Genomic DNA, 15,729 nt, shown 5'->3' on the forward strand with positions numbered 1-15,729 from the left:
CCGCAGTCCCCTGCGCCCTGCGGACGCTGCGACCCCTAGCCCAGCAGGTTGTCCCTCACGTGCAGCAGATGCCGCCGCACGGCCTCCATGGCCCGTTCGGCGTCCCGGTCATGCAGCGCATCGACGATCTCGCGATGCTCGACCTGATAGGCCTGGCGCCGCTCGGGCGTCAGGCTCCTGCGCTTCAAGGCGCCCCAGGTCGCCTGCGAGCGCGCCGCCGTCATCAGGGCGAACACTTTTTCGATGAAGAGATTGTGCGTGGCCGTGGCCATCAATTCGTGCAATTTGGCGTCCCAGATCTCGAACGCTTCGAAGCTGTCGGCGGCCTCGGCCCGCGCGCAGGCGTCCTGCATGGCGGCGAAATCGGCCGGGCTGCCGTGCTGCACCACCAAGGCCGCAATCGCCGGTTCCAGCACCAAGCGCGCCGCCATCAGTTCGGCCGGGCTGGTGGACAGCACTTCGGTGCGCAGCAGCCCTTCGGCCTGCGCCAGGACCGAGGGCGGATTGGCGTAGGTGCCGCTACCCACGCGCTGCGAAATCAAGCCTTCGACCTTCAAGTCGGCCAGGGTGCGGCGCACCGTTGAACGGCTGATGCCGAATTGTTCGCTCAGGGCGCGTTCCGTGGGCAGGCGATGGCCGGCGGGCCAGGCGCCGGATTGCAGATTTTCAATGATGACCGCGCGCAAGGCGGAAGCTTTGTCCATGGACCGTCCCAGAATGGCTAGCGGCCAGATGATACCAAAACAGACCAATACACGCCTAAAAAACTATTAATCCTGTTAGGAAAATTGGTTTACTTGGTATATCCTTCTCCGCAATTGGGCCTGATTACTCACTCAATTGGTACTTTTTGGTATTAAGCACGGGCGGCCGGACCGCCCAGGGAGCAAGCATGAAGATTGCAGTATTCCGGATCAACGGTGAACGCCGCATCGGCGTGGTTTCCGACGACGGCGGCAGCGTGACCGCCCTGGACTTCCCGCGCGAACTCGCAGCGGCCGGCGCGCTGACCGCCGTGGAGTGGCTGGCCGAAGGCCGCGCCCTGCCGGGCAAGATCGGCTCGTCCTACGGTTGGGACCAGGTGGAACATGAAGCGCCGCTGCCGGCGCAGCGGCGCAACCTGTTCTGCGTGGGCCGCAACTACCACGCCCACGCCAAGGAACTGCGCGACTCGGTTTTCAAGGACAACGACGCCAATCCCGAATCCTGGCCCATCGTGTTCACCAAGGTGCCGCAGACCGTGGTCGGCCCCTGGGCCGACGTGCAACTGCCCGTGGGCGTGTCCGACAAGATCGACTACGAAGCCGAACTGGCGGTGGTCATCGGCAAGGGCGGTCGCAACATTTCCCGCGCCGAGGCCATGAGCCACGTGATCGGCTACACGGTGGTCAACGACGTCACCGCGCGCGACGTGCAGATGCGCCACCAGCAATGGGATCTGGGCAAGTCCTTCGACACCTTCTGCCCCATGGGCCCCTGGCTGGTGACGGCCGATGAGCTGGACGGCCAGAAGACCCGCGTGCGCTGCTGGGTCAACGGCGAACTGCGCCAGGACGGCAATACCGAGGACCTGATCTTCGACATCCCCACGCTGATCGAAACCTGCTCGCGCGGCATCACGCTGTATCCGGGCGACGTCATCGCCACCGGCACGCCGGCCGGCGTGGGCCAGGGCCTGAATCCGCCTCGGTTCCTCAAGCACGGCGACGTGGTGCGCGTGGAAATCGACGGCATCGGACATATCGAAAACCGCTTCGTCTGAGTACAAGCCCCGGAATGAACACGGGGCGGCTCGGCAGCAGGAAGCACAAGGAGTGAGACATGAATCTGCGTTGCTACCGGGCGGCCGCGGCCGCCTTGCTATGGCTGGGAGCCGCGAATGCGCTGGCTGCCGGCTACCCTGAACGCCCCGTGACCATGGTGGTGCCCTTCCCGCCCGGCGGCGTCGCCGACACGATCGCGCGGCCGCTGGCCCAGGCCATGGGCGACAGGCTGGGCCAGGCCGTGGTCATCGAAAACAAGGGCGGCGCGGGCGGCGCCATCGGCATCGGCCAGGCCGGGCGCGCCAAGCCCGACGGCTATACGCTGCTGATGAGCCTGTCGTCGATTTCCATCCTGCCCGCAGCCGACCGCCTGCTGGAACGCAAGCCGGCCTATCAGCTGGACCAGTTCGTGCCGATTGCGCGCATCACCGCCGATCCCACCGTGCTGGTGGTGCGCGCGGACGCGCCGTACAGGACGCTGCAGGAATTCGTCGACGCGGCGAAGAAGCAGTCCGGCAAGTTCAGCTACGGCTCTTCCGGCATCTACGGCACCATGCACGTGCCGATGGAAATGCTGCAGAGCGCGGCCGGCATCAAGATGATGCATGTGCCCTTCACCGGCGCCGGCCCCGCAGTGCAGGCGCTGGTAGGCGGCCAGGTCGATGCCCTGGCCACCGGGCCGTCCAGCGTCATGCAGCTGATCCAGGCGGGGCGCGTCAGGGCGCTGGCGCATTGGGGCGACGGCAAGCTCGACAGCCTGCCGGACGTACCGTCCTTCAAATCGCAGGGCTACGACATCAGCTTCGTGCAGTGGTCAGGCGTATTCGCCCTGGCCGGCACGCCGCCGGCCGTCATCGACAAGCTGCGCCAAGCCGTCAAGGACGTCGCCAGCAATCCCGAAGTCCAGGCGCGCATCGCCGGCACTGGGAGCCCCGTGCAGTACCTGGACGCGCCCGCGTTCGACGCATACTGGAAGCAGGACACGGCCTCGCTGGAGACAGCGGTCAACCGGATCGGCAAGGTCGAATAGCGTAACGGGACGCCCGAGGCGTCCCTACGCTTCATGAACGCAGGCTGGCGGGCGCGAGCTGCCGCGCCAGCGCCTTGCGGTCGACCTTGCCCACCGCGTTCTCGGGCAGGCGCTCGATCCACAACACCTCGCGCGGCACGTAGATGCGGCCCAGGCGCGCCAGCACCTCGGCCTGTATGCCGGGCGCATCCGGCGCGGCCTCGCCCGCGCGCTGCACGAAGATCACGGGCACTTCGCCCAGGTCCTCGTCGGGCGCGCCCACCACGCAGCAGGCGGCCACGCCCGGCAGACCCGTCACTACCCCCTCGATCAGCGCCGGCGATATGTTCTCGCCGCCGCGGATGATCACGTCCTTGATGCGGCCGGTGATGCTCAGGTAGCCCTGCTCGTCGAAACGCCCCAAGTCTCCAGTGCGCAACAGCTGCGGCGCGCCCGCGTCGGCGCTGTCCACGCCCACATAGCCCAGCATCAGGCTGTCGCCCGCGATGCAGATCTCGCCTTCGCCGCCCGGCGCGGCCTCGCTGCCATCCGGCAGGCGCAAGGTCACGCTCTGGCCGGCCAGCACCGTGCCCACCGACCCCACGCGGCGCGCGGCGGGCGGGTTCATGGTCGAGGTGCAGGTGGCCTCCGAGAGGCCGTAGGACACCACCAGCGGGCAGCCCAGGAAGGCTTCGATGCGCCGGTGCAGCGCTTCGGTGATGGGCGCCGAACCGCAGCGCGCGAAGCGCAACGCGGCCAGGCTTGCGGGGTCGAACTCCAGTTCCAGCATGCGCGCATACATGGTGGGCACGCCGGTGATGAGGGTGGGCCGGAACGCGCGCAGCAAGCCCGGCATGTCTTCGGCCCGGAAGCGCCCCGCCAGCGCCACGCTGGCGCCCGCCAGCAACGGCGCGAAGATCTGGTTGTTGAGCGCGTTGGTGTGATGCAGCGGCATCACGTGCAGGAGCCGGTCTGCCGGCGTCAAGCCGGTGTGCGCCAGCACCCCGCGCGCGTTGTTCGCCAGCCCGCGGTGGCTCAACAGCACGCCCTTGGGATTGCCGGTGCTGCCGGAAGTGAAAAGCAGCAGGCCCGCGTCGCCGGGCTCGGCCTCGCCGCTGCCCGTCCAATCCAGCGGGCCTTGCGCCACGGCGGCGGCGTCCAGCAGGTGTTGCGGCGCCAGGCCGCTGGCCCGGGCCGTGGCCGCGTTGGCCGCGTCGTGCAGCATCCAGCCCAGACCCACCGCCGCCACGCGCCTGGCGGTCTCGGCGTCCGACAGGCGCGGCTCCAGGGGACACGGGCAGGCGCCCGCCGCCATCACGCCCAGGATCGCCAGCACCTGCGCCTGCGACCGCTCCATCGCGATCGCCACCTGGCTGCCGCGCGCCACGCCGGCGGCGCGCAAGCCGCCCGCGATGCGCCCGACCTCGCGCTGCAAGCCCGCATACGTCAAGGCGCCGTCCGCGGTCACGATGGCTGGCCGCCCGGCCCATTGCGGCTGGCTCCACAGGCGCGCGAACGCGGCCACCAGCGTGGCATCGGCGATCGTCATGGCAGTCTCCTAGCGCAGCGCGACGGCCGCGTCGCGTTCGAACTGCCCGTCGGGATCCAGCTCGCGCAAGGCGCGCGCCTCGGCTGCGCTGGGCAGCGCGGACGGCTCGGCGCCCGTCGCATCGAATTCGAACCCCGTGCGCTCGCGCACTTCAGACAGGCTGGATTCCGGGTGCCAGGACTGCAAGGCCAGCCGGCCGTCGCGCTTGACGAACACGGCGATCGGCGTGACCACGCCGTGGAAGCCGCCCCAGGAAGTCATGAAGTCCAGCTTCGGCACGAAGGTGCGCCGCGAGTGCTCGGTGCGCCAGGTGCAGGCGCGCCTGGCCGTGGGCAGCATCACCGCGCCGCCACCGCCGCCCGGCAGGCGCACCTTGGGCTCATGCCAGTCGCCGATGCAGGAGTTGTTGGCGCAGCCCGCGCCGTCGATCTGCGCCGCGCCCAGAAAGGTCAGATCCATACGGCCGCGCGTGCACAGGTCGTAGAAGTCTTCGTTGGAGAAGATCGACGCGGTGTGCTCGGCCAGTACCGGGTCGGAACTGGAGATCGGCACATGCGAGGGCCGCGGGTTCACGCCGCCGGCCACGTTGATGTAGACGAAGTCCCAATCGTAGGCGCGCTTGGCCAGCAGGCAGGCCAGCATGGGCATGGTGGAATTCACGCCGCTGAAGGTGATCTCGTCCGGCCGGATGAAACGCGCCAGATTGGTGACGATGTAGGAAAAACCCGACCATTGCTCAGCCATGCTGCACCTCCCGCGCTTCGGGCGCCGCAGCCATGTGCGCCTGCAGATCGCTGTGTTTGTCCATGTATGCCTCCACTGCCGGATAGTCGATGGCGTAGTCAGGCCAGCAGGATCCCGGCCATGCGCCCTGCGGCGCCACGGCATAGGCCTGCACCATGAAGAACGGCACCAGCGTGGATTCCGGATTGGCCTCGAACACCGCGCTGTCGACCACCTTCTCGGCCACCACCAGCACGCTGCCCGCGGCGCGCGACATGATGCGATCCCAATGCGCCGTGCCATGCACCCGCACATTGCCCAGCGCGTCCACCTCGGACGCATGGATCACGGCGAAGTCCGGCCGGATCGCCGGCACCACCCAGGTCTTCTGACCGCTGCCGTAGGGATCGTCCAGGCATTTCCAGCCATTGAGTTCGGGCAGGCCGCTGCCATGCAGGCCGCCGCAAGGCTGGAACGGCACGCCGAAGGCCGCCGCACGCAGGCCGGCCGTTAGGCTGGCGCACGCGTGTTCCTCAAGTTCGATTTCGCGCCGCTCCACCGCCTTGCGGTACCAGGGCGCCAGGCCAAAATTCCCTTCCATGGCGACGATGCCGGCGCGCACGCGGCGCAGCGCGCCCGCGCGGCACAGGATGTCCACGTCGTAGCCTGGCGACTGCTTGACCAGTTCCAGGTCGCGCCGGCCCTGCCGGATCAGTTCGCGCACGAAGGCGAACGGTCCGCGGTGCAGGAAGCTGCCGCCCAAGGCGATCGACGCGCCGTTGGGCACCAACGCCGCCAGCTCCGCCAGCGTGCACTGCTTGTTCTTCTGATTGAAACCCGATGCCATGATGTCTCCTTCCCTGCGTGTTCTTCTTAGGTCAACGCGCCTGCAGATAAGCCGCCACCCGCTCCTTCAATCCCGGCAGGGCGGCTGAGCGCACCAGGCGGGCGAGATCGGTATCCGGCGTTTCAGAGGACAGCGCCGCATACAGCTGGACACGGCTGGCGCAGCTCAGCGCTGACGCCGCGTCCAGCGCCTCGCGTTCGACGGCATGCCAATCCTGAGCGTCGGAAAGTCGGCTGGCGAAGCCGTCGCGCAAGGCTTCTTCCGCGCTGAACGTGGCCGCCTGCTCCAGCACCGCGCGCGCCCGCTCGGCGCCGACCAGGGCCGCGTAACGGCGCGTGCCCAGCACCAGGCCGAACTTCAGCCCAGGCATGCGGAACGTGGCATCGGGCGCGCTGACGCGCCACTTGCAAGCGCCGAACAAGTCCACGCCCGCGCCGAAGTTGCGGCCATGCGCCAACCCCAGCGTCAGGCACGGCGAAGCCGCCAGCCGCTGCAGCAGCATCTCGATGCGCACGAAGCGCAGCAGCAGGTCGCCTTCGCTCTGCTCCTGCCAACCTCCGAAGTCGAAGCCCGCGCTGAAATTCCTGCCCTCGCCCTTCAAGACGATGAGCTGGGCGCCGCCTGCCTCGGCCTCGTCCAATGCGGCGATCAGCGCCTCCACCAGCGGCGCCGACAGCGCATTCATCTTGTCGGGCCGCGCCAGCGTCAACACATGCGCCGCGCCCTGTTTGTCGATGCGCAGGACCTCGCTCATGCCGCCGTCTCCTTTCTGGCGGCGCGCAGCGCGCCCAGCACTTCATCGTTGTGTTCGCCCAAGGCCGGCGGCCGGCGGCGCAAGGCCGTGGTCTGGCCGTCAAAGCGCACCGGCAGGCCGAAGGTGCGCGTGCGCACGCCGTTGGGCAGGTCCACGGGCTGCACCCAACCCATGTGCTCGACCTGCGGATCCGCCAGCACCTCGGAATAGGTGTTGATGGGCGCACAAGGCACGCCCGCCGCACGGAAACGCGCCAGCCAGGTCTGCGCGTCCTCGGCTTCGAAGATCGCCTCGAGGATCTCGCGCAACGCCGTCTGGTTGCGCGCACGGGCGCTGGTGTCCGTAAAGCGCGGATCGGCCAGCAGGTCCTCGCGGCCTACCGTTGCGCAGACGTCCTTCCACAAGGCCTGGTTGCCCGCCGCCATGCCGAAGTAGCCGCCCTTGCAGCGGAATGCCTGATACGGCGCGTTGCGCGGATGGGCCGACCCCAGCTTGACCGGATCCTTGCCGCTGCCGAAGAACTCCGAGGTCTGCAAGGCCGCGATGCCCAAGGTGGCGCCCAGCATGGGCACGTCGATATGCGTGCCCTGCCCGCTGGCCTGGGCCGCGCGCAAGGCTGACGCGATGGCGAAGGCGCCGTACAGGCCGGCCGAAAAGTCCGCCACGGGCACGCCGCACTTCACGGGTTCGCCGCCCGCTTCGCCGGTCACGCTCATGATGCCGCTCATGGCCTGGATGGTCAGGTCGAAACCGCCTTCCTGCGAACGGGGCCCCGACTGGCCGTAGGCCGAGATCGAGCAATAGACCAGTTTGGGATTGGCCTCGCGCAGCTGCGCATAGCCCAGGCCCAGGCGGTCCATCACGCCCGGCCGGTTGTTCTCGATCAGCACGTCGGCGGCCAGCGCCAGATCGCGCGCCAAGGCCAGGTCGCCGGGATCCTTCAGGTTCAAGGTCACCGAACGCTTGTTGCGATTGAGGGAGGCGAAGTTTTCGCTGTAGCCGTCGGAAATGGGCGGCCAGCTGCGCAGCGTGTCGCCGCCTTCGGGGTTTTCGATCTTGATCACGTCGGCGCCCATGTCCGCCAATAACATGCCGCAAAAAGGCCCCGCCGCGACATTGCAAATCTCCAGCACCGTGATGCCGGCCAGCGCCGAACTGGGTGTCATGTCTGACCTCTCGTTATGAAAATTCAATATTTGGGACAAAGAAAACATTATAAGAGCTGACCTTCAAGGCTGGCATCATCCAGCCCATCTCTGGCGCATGCTTGTGTATTTTGGCGTCAATCCTAGTGCATTCCCTAGGTGATGTGCTTAATTGTTGACCAGCATAGCACCGTGTGGAATTCTAAGTAAATCATTTATTGATACTTGAATCCTATATTTTAGGATTTTAAAAAAAGGGCCGAGATGCTGCATAGGACGGCCCGCACCGACACCAAGGAGACTTCCATGAAAAAAATGTGGCGCATTGCCCTGACGGGCATGGTGCTGGCTTTGGCAGGCGGCGCGGCCGCGGCCGACAACTGGCCGACGAAACCCGTGCGCATGGTGGTCCCTTTCCCGCCCGGCGGCGCGACGGACGCGGCCGCGCGCATCTATGCGCAGCACCTGGGCGACTACCTGGGACAGAGCGTGGTGGTGGAAAACAAGGCGGGCGCGGGCGGAGAGATCGGCGCCGAGTACGTGGCCAAATCGCCCGCCGACGGCTACACCCTGCTGATGGGCGCCGTGGGCAGCCACGCAATCCATGCCGCCATGCCCGACAAGCCCGGCTACGACTTCGGCACCGCCTTCGTCGGCGTGTCGATGGCCACCAGCATGCCCATGGCCGTGGCGGTGAACAGCAGCAAGATTTCCGCGAAGAACGTGCAGGAGCTGATCGCCCTGGCCAAGAGCAAGCCCGGCACCATCACCTTTGGTTCGGCCGGCCCCGGCACGTCACAGCACATGGCAGGCGAACTCTTCCAGGTCGTCACCGGCACCCGGCTCATGCACGTGCCGTATCGCGGCAGCGGCCCCGCCATCACCGACCTGCTGGGCGGGCAGATCGACATGGTGATCGAAACGCTGCCGGCGCTGCTGCCCCAGGTCGCGACCGGCAAGATCCGCCTGCTGGGCGTCACCACCGCCACGCGCGCCACGGCGCTGCCGGACCTGCCCACGCTCGCCGAGCAGGGCGTAAAGGACTACTCGGTCGCGACCACCTACGCGCTGCTGGCTCCCGCGGGCACGCCGCCCGCCGTGGTGGAGAAGCTCTCGGCCGGCATGCAGAAGGCGGCGGCCATGGCTTCCGTGCAGCAGGCCGCACAGAAGCTGGGCGCCGACGCCGTGGCCACCACGCCCGCCGATACCAGCCGCGTGCTCAAGCAGGAAGTCGCCCGCTGGGCCGACGTGGTGCGCTTGTCGGCGGCCAAATGACGGCGCCCGACACGACACCGCAAGCGGCGGACCTGGCCATCGTCGGCGGCGGCTCGGTGGCCGTCAGCTTCCTCTATCAATTCCTGCTCTCGCTGGAACCTGCCGCTGGACGAGCGCTGACGATCGCGCTGTTCGAGCCGCAGGCCGAACCGGGCGCGGGCGAGGCCTACCAGAAGGATCTTCCCAGCAACCTGCTCAACATTCCCGCCGGCAACATGTCGGCGCGGGCCGATCACAGGATGGATTTCGTGGACTGGCTGCGCGCCCAGGATCCCGCCTGGCTGCGCGCGCAGGGCGCGGACTCGATAGCGCCGGCGGACTTCCTGCCGCGCCCGCTGTTCGGCGCCTACATGCGCGCAGTCTACGGACGGGCTTGCGGGCTAGCCCGCGCGCTGGGCATCACGCTCACGCACGTGCGCGGCCGGGTCCGCCGCGTGGCGCCGCTGCCTGGCGGAGGCGTGGGGGTCGAAGCGGAACCGGGTTCGCCCTTCCTGGCGCGTTACGCCGTGCTGTGCAACGGCAACCTGCCTTCGCAGGCGTTTCCGGAATTACGCGATGCGCCCGGCTACTTCAACAGCCCCTACCCGGTCCAGGCGCTGACCCGCGGCATCGCCGCCGACGCGCCCGTCTGCATCATCGGCACCAGCCTCAGCGCCGTGGACGCCATCGCCGCCTTGCAACAGACGGCCCATCGCGGCCCCATCCTGTGCGTATCGCGCAATGGCCGCCTGCCTTCCGTGCGCAGCCCCAACAACCGCGCGCCAGACACGCTGCAACAACTGAGCCCGAAGGGCGTTCCGCGCCTGGCCGCCAGGCATGGAGGCACACTGTCGCTGGACATCATCGTCACCGCGCTCCAGGAAGAAGTCCTGGCGCTGGGCGGCAGCCTGGAAGCCGCGGACGTGTTCGGCATGGAGGCCGAGGCCCACGTCGCACTGGACGAGGAGATACGTCGGTCCGGACAGGCCCCGCGCCCGTGGCAGGCGGTGGCGGCCGCGACCAATGCCGCCGTCGACCTGATCTGGCATCTCCTGCCGCAAGCCGAGCGCAGCCGCTTCCAGTCGCAATGGCGTTCGCTGTGGATGGCGCGGCGCGCCACCTTTCCGATGCGCAACGCATTGAAGCTGCAAGCCTTGTTCCAGAACGGCCAGCTGCAGGTCTGTGGCGGTTATCTGGACAGCCGCCACGATAGCGTCAGCGGCCTGTTCCACACGCGCTTGCGCGACGCGACGGGCGCCGTCTGCACTCATGCCAGCCGCTATCTGATCAATGCCACCAGCTTCTCGGTGGACACGCCGCGCACGCAGGACCCGCTGGTGTCCGCGCTATTGCGCGAGGGCCATGCGCAGCCCGATCCCCATGGCGGCCTGGCGCTGGACTATGCCACGGGATGCCTCAAAAACGCCGCAGGCGGGATCGAGCCGGATATCTCGGTGCTGGGTAGCCTCGCGGGCGGCACGTACTTCTGGACTACGTCCATGGATGTCAATGCGCGGCTGGCCCGCGATCAGGCGCAGCGCATCAGCGCGGCGCTGGCGCGGCCCGCTACTGGTCCAGATAGCCCCGGCGATAGCCCATCCCTTGCGAGATGGACTGGGCACAGGCAGCCACGTCCGGCGCCAGCTGCTTCATCCTAGCGGCGCTCAGACGGTCCAGCGGACCGGAGATGCCGATGGCGGCCACGGGCTGGTCCAGGCTGTTGAACAAGGTCACGGCCAGCCCGCCCACGCCTTCGCGCCATTCGCCGCGATTGACCGCATAGCCGGTGCGGGCGATCTTGCGCAGTTCGTCCTTCAAGAGCGGCATGGACACGATGGTCGACGGCGTATGACGCACGAGCTTGTCGGCGTAGCGCTCGACATAGCCTTCCGGCTGGTAGGCCAGCAACGCCTTGCCCGTGGCGACGGCATAGGCGGGCGCGCGTCCGCCCACCATCGAATAGGCGCGTATCGGCTGGGGGCTGTCGATCTTGTCGACGTAGACCACGTCGAAACCGTCGAGCACGGAAAGGTGCACGGTTTCGCCGGTCTGGTCGGCCAGCGTACGCATGTAGGGCGCGGCCAGCTTGCGCACGTCCAGTTGGGCAAGCTGACGCGCCGCCAGCTCGAACAGCCGGACCGCGCCGCGATAGCCGCCGCCGTCATCGTCCTTGGTCACATAGCCCGCATGTATCAGCGTCTGCAAGGTGCGGTGCGTGTTGCTGCGAGTCAGTCCGACCCGGGCGGCCAGCGCATCGATGGTGCGCGGCGGATTGTCCACGTCGGTCACCGCCTCCAGCACCATCAGACCTTTGAGCAGCGTCTTGTCCATTTTTTGTTTTCCTAATATTTAGGACAAGAAAATAGCATGGGACGCCGCGCGCGAACAGACCCTAGCGTGCGCCCCCGGCAATGGCGGCCCGCACGGCTTCCGAGCGGTCCCACAGGTTCGGCAAGCTGGCCGACGAATACCCCGACACGAAAGGCTTGGTCTGCCCGGTCGCGGGGTCATACACATGGCGCGACACGGCGCCGATGTTGCCGCCGTAGAGATGCACGCTGATCGATACGCGGTCCGCGTGGGCATTGGAGACCCGGTGGATGTCGCCTTCGGCGGGCGACAGGCGTTCTATGTCGCCCGGCTGCAAAGTGGTCGCGGCGCCCGCGGGCGCGACGCTGCCGTCCTTGCCGCGGACATAGCGTTGATTGACCTCGGCCCCGCGCAGCATGCCCACATAGCCCCAGACCTCGTGATCATGCACCGGCGTGAACTGGCCCGGCCCCCACACGAAACTCACCAGCGAAAAGCGCTCCAGGGGATCGCAGTGCAGCAGATACTGCTGGTAGTACTGCGGATGGGGCGCGGTACAGGCCTCGGGCAGCCAATCGTCATGGCGCACCAGGTCGGCGAATGCGGCCTGCAACTCCGGCGTCTGCGCCAGGCCTGTGGGCGTGGCCAGCCGGGTCGCCGCGGCGATGAAGCGGCGCAGCCTGTCCAGGCCGCCTTGAGATTCGGGCATTGCGTCTCTCCATGAATTCTGGAAATCCCAGATTGAAAAAATAGTATCCACGATTCAGGACAGACGCGCATGCTTGCCCCTGCCGCTACCCAGGTAATCGCGCTTGGCTCTTCTTGACAGGCCACGGGCCGCGCGAGCAGCGTATCGGACTGGCGGCAAGAATAAAAATGAAAAGCACGCATCTCGATATTCCTCCAGCGCCGCCGCGGCGCGCGTGCAGGCAGCGAGGGCTTCGGCGTCACCACTTGCAGCCCCGATCCGTAACGGTATCCGCCAACAGAAGCGGCAAGGCCAGCAAGCCCATGTCCGCATGGGCGTCCTTGCATGGCGGCCGCGCGCTCTTGGCGATGCCGCGCGCGATCTCGGATTGTTCGACCGGCGCTTTGGGTCCGAGTCGCACGACGGGCTCGCCACGTGCGCGCGGCATGCCCGCCGCTTGCGCATCTTCGGGGCGCCAACCGAAATCGCGCGAAAGATCCGCAGCGCCCGACGGTGGCACGGGTGTCCTGTCCAGCCTCGGCGCGGATGGCGCGGGTGTCCTGCGCGCGCCGGATCGTTGCCCTGCAGCCACGGCCGGCGACGGCGTGTCGACGCGGGCAGGCTGAGCAGGCGCCGATCCGGACGCAGGCTCGTCCTTCGCCGGCTGTTCCTGTGGCATGGGCGGCGACCGGGCGGGCAACAGATCCACGTAGAACGGCAATTCCGGCGCGCGCGCTGCGGGCTCTATCCGGTCGCGCCACCACAGCCCCGCCACCATCGCATGCAACGCGCACGACGCCAGCACGGCCCACCACGCCGCCCTGCTCGCGCGCGGTCGCGCATCCACGATTCCAGCCGCGGCCAGAGACATCGGCAACACTCGGACAGTACGCCCAAAACCCCGGGCAACGCGGCGATGATAGCCTCGCGCGGCGTGAAGATTTGTGAAGATGTTGAGGGCTGATGTGGCGCACAATGATCCGCTCAAGTCAGGCGAGGGGAAACCCCAAATCCCACCACCCGCACCCCGGGATACAGTGGCGGGATAGGTTTGGCCGTGGAGATTATCATTCCGTTTTCCTGGAGACTTCCCGACGTATTCGTGCGCTCGCCAGACGGTGTCTTGCACCGCGTGGTGCGCCACGCCACGACCGCGGAAACCATCGCCCAACTCGAGAGCATGCCCAGCAACTATCACCTGGACTGCGAGTGCATGCTCGACAACGGTGAAGCCCTGCATTGGATCGGCGACAACCAGTATCGCCAATTGAACGGCGGGGCCATTTTCACCGCCGAAATCGCTACCACCACGCCTCGCGGCGATTCCCGCAAGAGCGCTGCCGCCAAGAGCAGCCTGCGCGACGCCCGCAGAAAATCCGCCCCGCGCAAAACACCCGCGCAGGGGCAGAGTCATTTACCATTAGCTGTCGTCAATCTAAAAACCGGCAACGACTGGAGCCTGATACGCGCCTGGCGTGAGCATCTCAAAATCAGCACCGCTGATATGGCTGCACGACTGGGGGTGGACCACTCCATCTATATCGAACTGGAACGGCCGCGCCCGCGGCCCAGGCAGGTTATCCTGGACCGCGTATCCGAAGCCCTGGGCGTCACTCCCGACCAGCTCGACGATTCATTGTTTGGAGGGCACCTTCATTAGCGCCTGATGCGGGAACATCAAGCTTCCCGCCCTGGCATACTGAAGTGCCTGAACGACTTTGGCGCCGTATATCCAATGGCCCGCGCATGGAGGTATCGCATATGCTCGGCACCGCAAGACGATTGACCGACGTCCTCGCCACCGCGCCGGACGGCACGCTCTACCGCATTGAACGATTCGTCTCAGACCCCGACGCGTATTCCGCGCTGGGCACCTCGCGCTTCGATCCGAAGACGCATTGCGTATGCCGCACCAGCACGGGCGAAAAAGTCGCGTGGCTGGGCGGACAGACTTACCAGCTGCTCAAGAGTGGCACATCCTTGACGGCGGTGGACCGACGACGCCATTAGGCGCATGAGACCGGCGCCGCGCCTCACCGGGCGGCGCTTTCTCCACCCCAATTCCCCAGAACCGCGGCCCGACGCGCAATACTGCGCGCATCGGGCCGCAGGCTCTGCGTTTGAGCCAGATCAAGGAATTTCGGGCGCGCCCGGCAGTACGCTGGACATATATCCGGAAAGATCGGCGCCGCCATCGCGGCGCCCTCCGTCAACAGGCATTTCGCATGGCCAAGAAGTTTCCCTTGCACCCGAAGCACCCCGAACGCATATGCTGGGGCTGCGACCGCTATTGCGCCACCGACTCAATGGCCTGCGGCAACGGGTCCGGCCGCACCATGCATCCCGCAGAGACCCTGGGAGACGATTGGTACACGGTTGGAGACTGGGGATTCGACGACGAAGATGACAAGGCCCGAGACCAGGTCCGGGCCGCGGAACCAGCCTCCACGCACTGAAGCGCAATCCGCGCAGCAAAACAAAAAGGCCTTCGATCGAAGATCAAAGGCCTTTCCGTTTTCTTTCCATTTCATCCAAGCAAGAAGCTTGGCGCGCCCGGCAGGATTCGAACCTACGACCCCCTGGTTCGTAGCCAGGTACTCTATCCAGCTGAGCTACGGGCGCTCCGAAAGAGGCGTGTTTATACCATGAAAAATTAAGGGTGCGCAAATCGGACAGGCCGAAGCCTGTGTCCGCGCCGCGTCCGAATCACGCGCCCCCGATTCGTGGCCCGCCTCGGCCGCGCGATTCCTTCCACAAAACGCGCACAAAGGGAATAGTTCAGAAAGCCCGGTTCACTCGTCCGCGTTGCGAAATTTCACGCTTGGAAAAATAATTGGTTTCCTGTGCATATAGGACAAAAAATGCGCCCACGAGCGGAGAAGCAGCTTTTGCACAGGACCTCTCGCCGACGCCTGCAGTCGGGGCTCTCCTGCCCCCCATCTGTCAGAAGGAACTTGCATGGACACCAAGAATTCCTCGGGCGCGTTCGTTCTGGGCCTCGCTGCCGCGATCCTGGCCACAGGCTGTTCCACCGCTCCAAAAACAACGGAGTCCGGCTTCCTGTCGGATTACTCGCTTCTGCACCAGATGCCCGCCCCCGACGGCGGAACCCGCCTGGTCTACCTGAATCCTGATTTCAACGCGTCTCGCTATGCCGCGGTGTGGCTTGATCCGATCGAGTACTACCCGGAGCCTCAGCCATCCGCGGACGTTTCCATGGAAACCCTCACGGAGATACGCATGGCGGTCAACGAGACGCTGCGGCGCAAGGTCGGCGAACAGGTGAGGCTGGTCGATCGCGCCGGGCCCGGCGTCGCCCGTATCCGCATCGCCATCACCGCGGTGGGAACCTCGGAGCAAGCGCTGCGAGCCTATCAATACATTCCCGTCGCGTTAGTAATGACCGAGGCCCGCGCCGCCATGGAAGGAGGCATGGCGCGCAACGCCAGCGTCGCCATCGAGTCGCGGGTCACGGACAGTATGTCGGATGAATTGCTGTATGCGTCCGTGCGGGGTGGCACGGGCGAAAAGGTCGCCAACGCCACCCAGGGCGCGGGCGGCGTCCGCCTGTCCAAACTGCAGCCGCTGATCGATGAATGGACCTCGGGCGCAGCCCGGGAAATCGGCAAGTACGTACGACAACGCTAGAGCAAGGCATCTCGCGGCACAGCTTGGCCTGTGCCGCGG

Annotated in this window: 17 protein-coding genes and 1 tRNA gene; 8 read left to right on the plus strand and 10 right to left on the minus strand. The window is 66.7% G+C overall.

The window, feature by feature from the left end; translation table 11 throughout:
* Positions 1-35: 35 nt before the first annotated feature.
* Entirely contained in the window at positions 36-704 is a 669-nt protein-coding gene (locus IB258_RS26150) for a FadR/GntR family transcriptional regulator (protein WP_054453132.1), read from the minus strand.
* 188 nt (positions 705-892) lie between these two features.
* Here IB258_RS26150 and IB258_RS26155 point away from each other — a divergent pair, with 188 nt between their 5' ends.
* Together IB258_RS26155 and IB258_RS26160 are read left to right on the plus strand one after the other, a co-directional pair.
* Positions 893-1,762 (plus strand): fumarylacetoacetate hydrolase family protein, encoded by an 870-nt coding sequence (locus IB258_RS26155; protein ID WP_054453133.1) that lies wholly within the window; start codon positions 893-895, stop codon positions 1,760-1,762.
* Positions 1,763-1,821: 59 nt separating this feature from the next.
* Entirely contained in the window at positions 1,822-2,793 is a 972-nt protein-coding gene (locus IB258_RS26160) for a tripartite tricarboxylate transporter substrate binding protein (RefSeq protein WP_192353391.1), read from the plus strand.
* Positions 2,794-2,824: 31 nt separating this feature from the next.
* Here IB258_RS26160 and IB258_RS26165 read toward each other — a convergent pair whose 3' ends face one another.
* From IB258_RS26165 to IB258_RS26185, 5 genes are read right to left on the minus strand one after another with little or no spacing between them, the layout of a single operon-like run.
* Positions 2,825-4,321, minus strand: a complete 1,497-nt coding sequence (locus tag IB258_RS26165) for a class I adenylate-forming enzyme family protein (RefSeq protein ID WP_054453137.1) — start codon at positions 4,319-4,321, stop codon at positions 2,825-2,827.
* A 9-nt stretch (positions 4,322-4,330) separates the two neighbouring features.
* A complete protein-coding gene (locus IB258_RS26170; RefSeq protein WP_054453138.1) occupies positions 4,331-5,065 on the minus strand; it encodes a CoA-transferase subunit beta in 735 nt (244 codons plus the stop codon).
* Positions 5,058-5,891: a CoA transferase subunit A gene (locus tag IB258_RS26175; RefSeq protein WP_054453140.1), complete on the minus strand. Its 834-nt coding sequence runs from the start codon at positions 5,889-5,891 to the stop codon at positions 5,058-5,060. The genes IB258_RS26170 and IB258_RS26175 overlap by 8 nt, the downstream gene beginning before the upstream one ends.
* 31 nt (positions 5,892-5,922) lie before the next feature.
* Positions 5,923-6,645, minus strand: a complete 723-nt coding sequence (locus tag IB258_RS26180; protein WP_054453143.1) for an enoyl-CoA hydratase/isomerase family protein — start codon at positions 6,643-6,645, stop codon at positions 5,923-5,925.
* Positions 6,642-7,811 (minus strand): CaiB/BaiF CoA-transferase family protein, encoded by a 1,170-nt coding sequence (locus IB258_RS26185; protein WP_192353392.1) that lies wholly within the window; start codon positions 7,809-7,811, stop codon positions 6,642-6,644. The genes IB258_RS26180 and IB258_RS26185 overlap by 4 nt, the downstream gene beginning before the upstream one ends.
* 285 nt (positions 7,812-8,096) lie before the next feature.
* Between IB258_RS26185 and IB258_RS26190 the strand changes: the two genes are divergently transcribed.
* Both IB258_RS26190 and IB258_RS26195 read left to right on the plus strand, forming a co-directional pair.
* Positions 8,097-9,065: a tripartite tricarboxylate transporter substrate binding protein gene (locus tag IB258_RS26190; RefSeq protein ID WP_054453146.1), complete on the plus strand. Its 969-nt coding sequence runs from the start codon at positions 8,097-8,099 to the stop codon at positions 9,063-9,065.
* Positions 9,062-10,702: an FAD/NAD(P)-binding protein gene (locus tag IB258_RS26195; RefSeq protein WP_192353393.1), complete on the plus strand. Its 1,641-nt coding sequence runs from the start codon at positions 9,062-9,064 to the stop codon at positions 10,700-10,702. The genes IB258_RS26190 and IB258_RS26195 overlap by 4 nt, the downstream gene beginning before the upstream one ends.
* Here IB258_RS26195 and IB258_RS26200 read toward each other — a convergent pair.
* The 3 genes from IB258_RS26200 to IB258_RS26210 all read right to left on the minus strand — a co-directional run bounded on the left by IB258_RS26200 (position 10,611) and on the right by IB258_RS26210 (position 12,913).
* Positions 10,611-11,375: an IclR family transcriptional regulator gene (locus IB258_RS26200; protein WP_082400883.1), complete on the minus strand. Its 765-nt coding sequence runs from the start codon at positions 11,373-11,375 to the stop codon at positions 10,611-10,613. The genes IB258_RS26195 and IB258_RS26200 overlap by 92 nt on opposite strands.
* A gap of 61 nt (positions 11,376-11,436) precedes the next feature.
* Entirely contained in the window at positions 11,437-12,063 is a 627-nt protein-coding gene (locus IB258_RS26205) for a cysteine dioxygenase (RefSeq protein WP_192353394.1), read from the minus strand.
* A gap of 238 nt (positions 12,064-12,301) precedes the next feature.
* The gene (locus tag IB258_RS26210) at positions 12,302-12,913 is read right to left on the minus strand and encodes a hypothetical protein (RefSeq protein ID WP_175164069.1); all 612 of its coding nucleotides are present in this window, start codon (positions 12,911-12,913) and stop codon (positions 12,302-12,304) included.
* A 186-nt stretch (positions 12,914-13,099) separates the two neighbouring features.
* Between IB258_RS26210 and IB258_RS26215 the strand changes: the two genes are divergently transcribed.
* The 3 genes from IB258_RS26215 (at position 13,100) to IB258_RS26225 (ending at position 14,498) form a co-directional block, all read left to right on the plus strand.
* Positions 13,100-13,702, plus strand: a complete 603-nt coding sequence (locus IB258_RS26215) for a helix-turn-helix domain-containing protein (RefSeq protein ID WP_054453692.1) — start codon at positions 13,100-13,102, stop codon at positions 13,700-13,702.
* A gap of 122 nt (positions 13,703-13,824) precedes the next feature.
* Positions 13,825-14,052, plus strand: a complete 228-nt coding sequence (locus tag IB258_RS26220; RefSeq protein ID WP_054453154.1) for a hypothetical protein — start codon at positions 13,825-13,827, stop codon at positions 14,050-14,052.
* Positions 14,053-14,267: 215 nt separating this feature from the next.
* Complete coding sequence (locus IB258_RS26225) at positions 14,268-14,498, plus strand: DUF3079 domain-containing protein (RefSeq protein ID WP_054453156.1); 231 nt, start codon at positions 14,268-14,270, stop codon at positions 14,496-14,498.
* An 89-nt stretch (positions 14,499-14,587) separates the two neighbouring features.
* Here the strand turns inward: IB258_RS26225 and IB258_RS26230 are convergent.
* Positions 14,588-14,664, minus strand: a tRNA-Arg gene (locus IB258_RS26230).
* Between the two features lie 336 nt (positions 14,665-15,000).
* Here IB258_RS26230 and IB258_RS26235 point away from each other — a divergent pair.
* On the plus strand, positions 15,001-15,690 hold the full coding sequence (locus tag IB258_RS26235) for a DUF3313 domain-containing protein (protein WP_054453158.1): 690 nt from the start codon (positions 15,001-15,003) through the stop codon (positions 15,688-15,690).
* Positions 15,691-15,729 lie beyond the last annotated feature (39 nt).

This window comes from Achromobacter sp. ACM02 (assembly GCF_014851605.1).
GTDB lineage: Bacteria > Pseudomonadota > Gammaproteobacteria > Burkholderiales > Burkholderiaceae_B > Achromobacter > Achromobacter aegrifaciens.

Bases quoted from the DNA above. Each gene is read 5' to 3' on its own strand.
- IB258_RS26150 (WP_054453132.1), bottom strand. From the start codon at position 704: ATGGACAAAGCTTCCGCCTTGCGCGCGGTCATCATTGAAAATCTGCAA.
- IB258_RS26155 (WP_054453133.1), top strand. From the start codon at position 893: ATGAAGATTGCAGTATTCCGGATCAACGGTGAACGCCGCATCGGCGTG.
- IB258_RS26160 (WP_192353391.1), top strand. From the start codon at position 1,822: ATGAATCTGCGTTGCTACCGGGCGGCCGCGGCCGCCTTGCTATGGCTG.
- IB258_RS26165 (WP_054453137.1), bottom strand. From the start codon at position 4,321: ATGACGATCGCCGATGCCACGCTGGTGGCCGCGTTCGCGCGCCTGTGG.
- IB258_RS26170 (WP_054453138.1), bottom strand. From the start codon at position 5,065: ATGGCTGAGCAATGGTCGGGTTTTTCCTACATCGTCACCAATCTGGCG.
- IB258_RS26175 (WP_054453140.1), bottom strand. From the start codon at position 5,891: ATGGCATCGGGTTTCAATCAGAAGAACAAGCAGTGCACGCTGGCGGAG.
- IB258_RS26180 (WP_054453143.1), bottom strand. From the start codon at position 6,645: ATGAGCGAGGTCCTGCGCATCGACAAACAGGGCGCGGCGCATGTGTTG.
- IB258_RS26185 (WP_192353392.1), bottom strand. From the start codon at position 7,811: ATGACACCCAGTTCGGCGCTGGCCGGCATCACGGTGCTGGAGATTTGC.
- IB258_RS26190 (WP_054453146.1), top strand. From the start codon at position 8,097: ATGAAAAAAATGTGGCGCATTGCCCTGACGGGCATGGTGCTGGCTTTG.
- IB258_RS26195 (WP_192353393.1), top strand. From the start codon at position 9,062: ATGACGGCGCCCGACACGACACCGCAAGCGGCGGACCTGGCCATCGTC.
- IB258_RS26200 (WP_082400883.1), bottom strand. From the start codon at position 11,375: ATGGACAAGACGCTGCTCAAAGGTCTGATGGTGCTGGAGGCGGTGACC.
- IB258_RS26205 (WP_192353394.1), bottom strand. From the start codon at position 12,063: ATGCCCGAATCTCAAGGCGGCCTGGACAGGCTGCGCCGCTTCATCGCC.
- IB258_RS26210 (WP_175164069.1), bottom strand. From the start codon at position 12,913: ATGTCTCTGGCCGCGGCTGGAATCGTGGATGCGCGACCGCGCGCGAGC.
- IB258_RS26225 (WP_054453156.1), top strand. From the start codon at position 14,268: ATGGCCAAGAAGTTTCCCTTGCACCCGAAGCACCCCGAACGCATATGC.
- IB258_RS26235 (WP_054453158.1), top strand. From the start codon at position 15,001: ATGGACACCAAGAATTCCTCGGGCGCGTTCGTTCTGGGCCTCGCTGCC.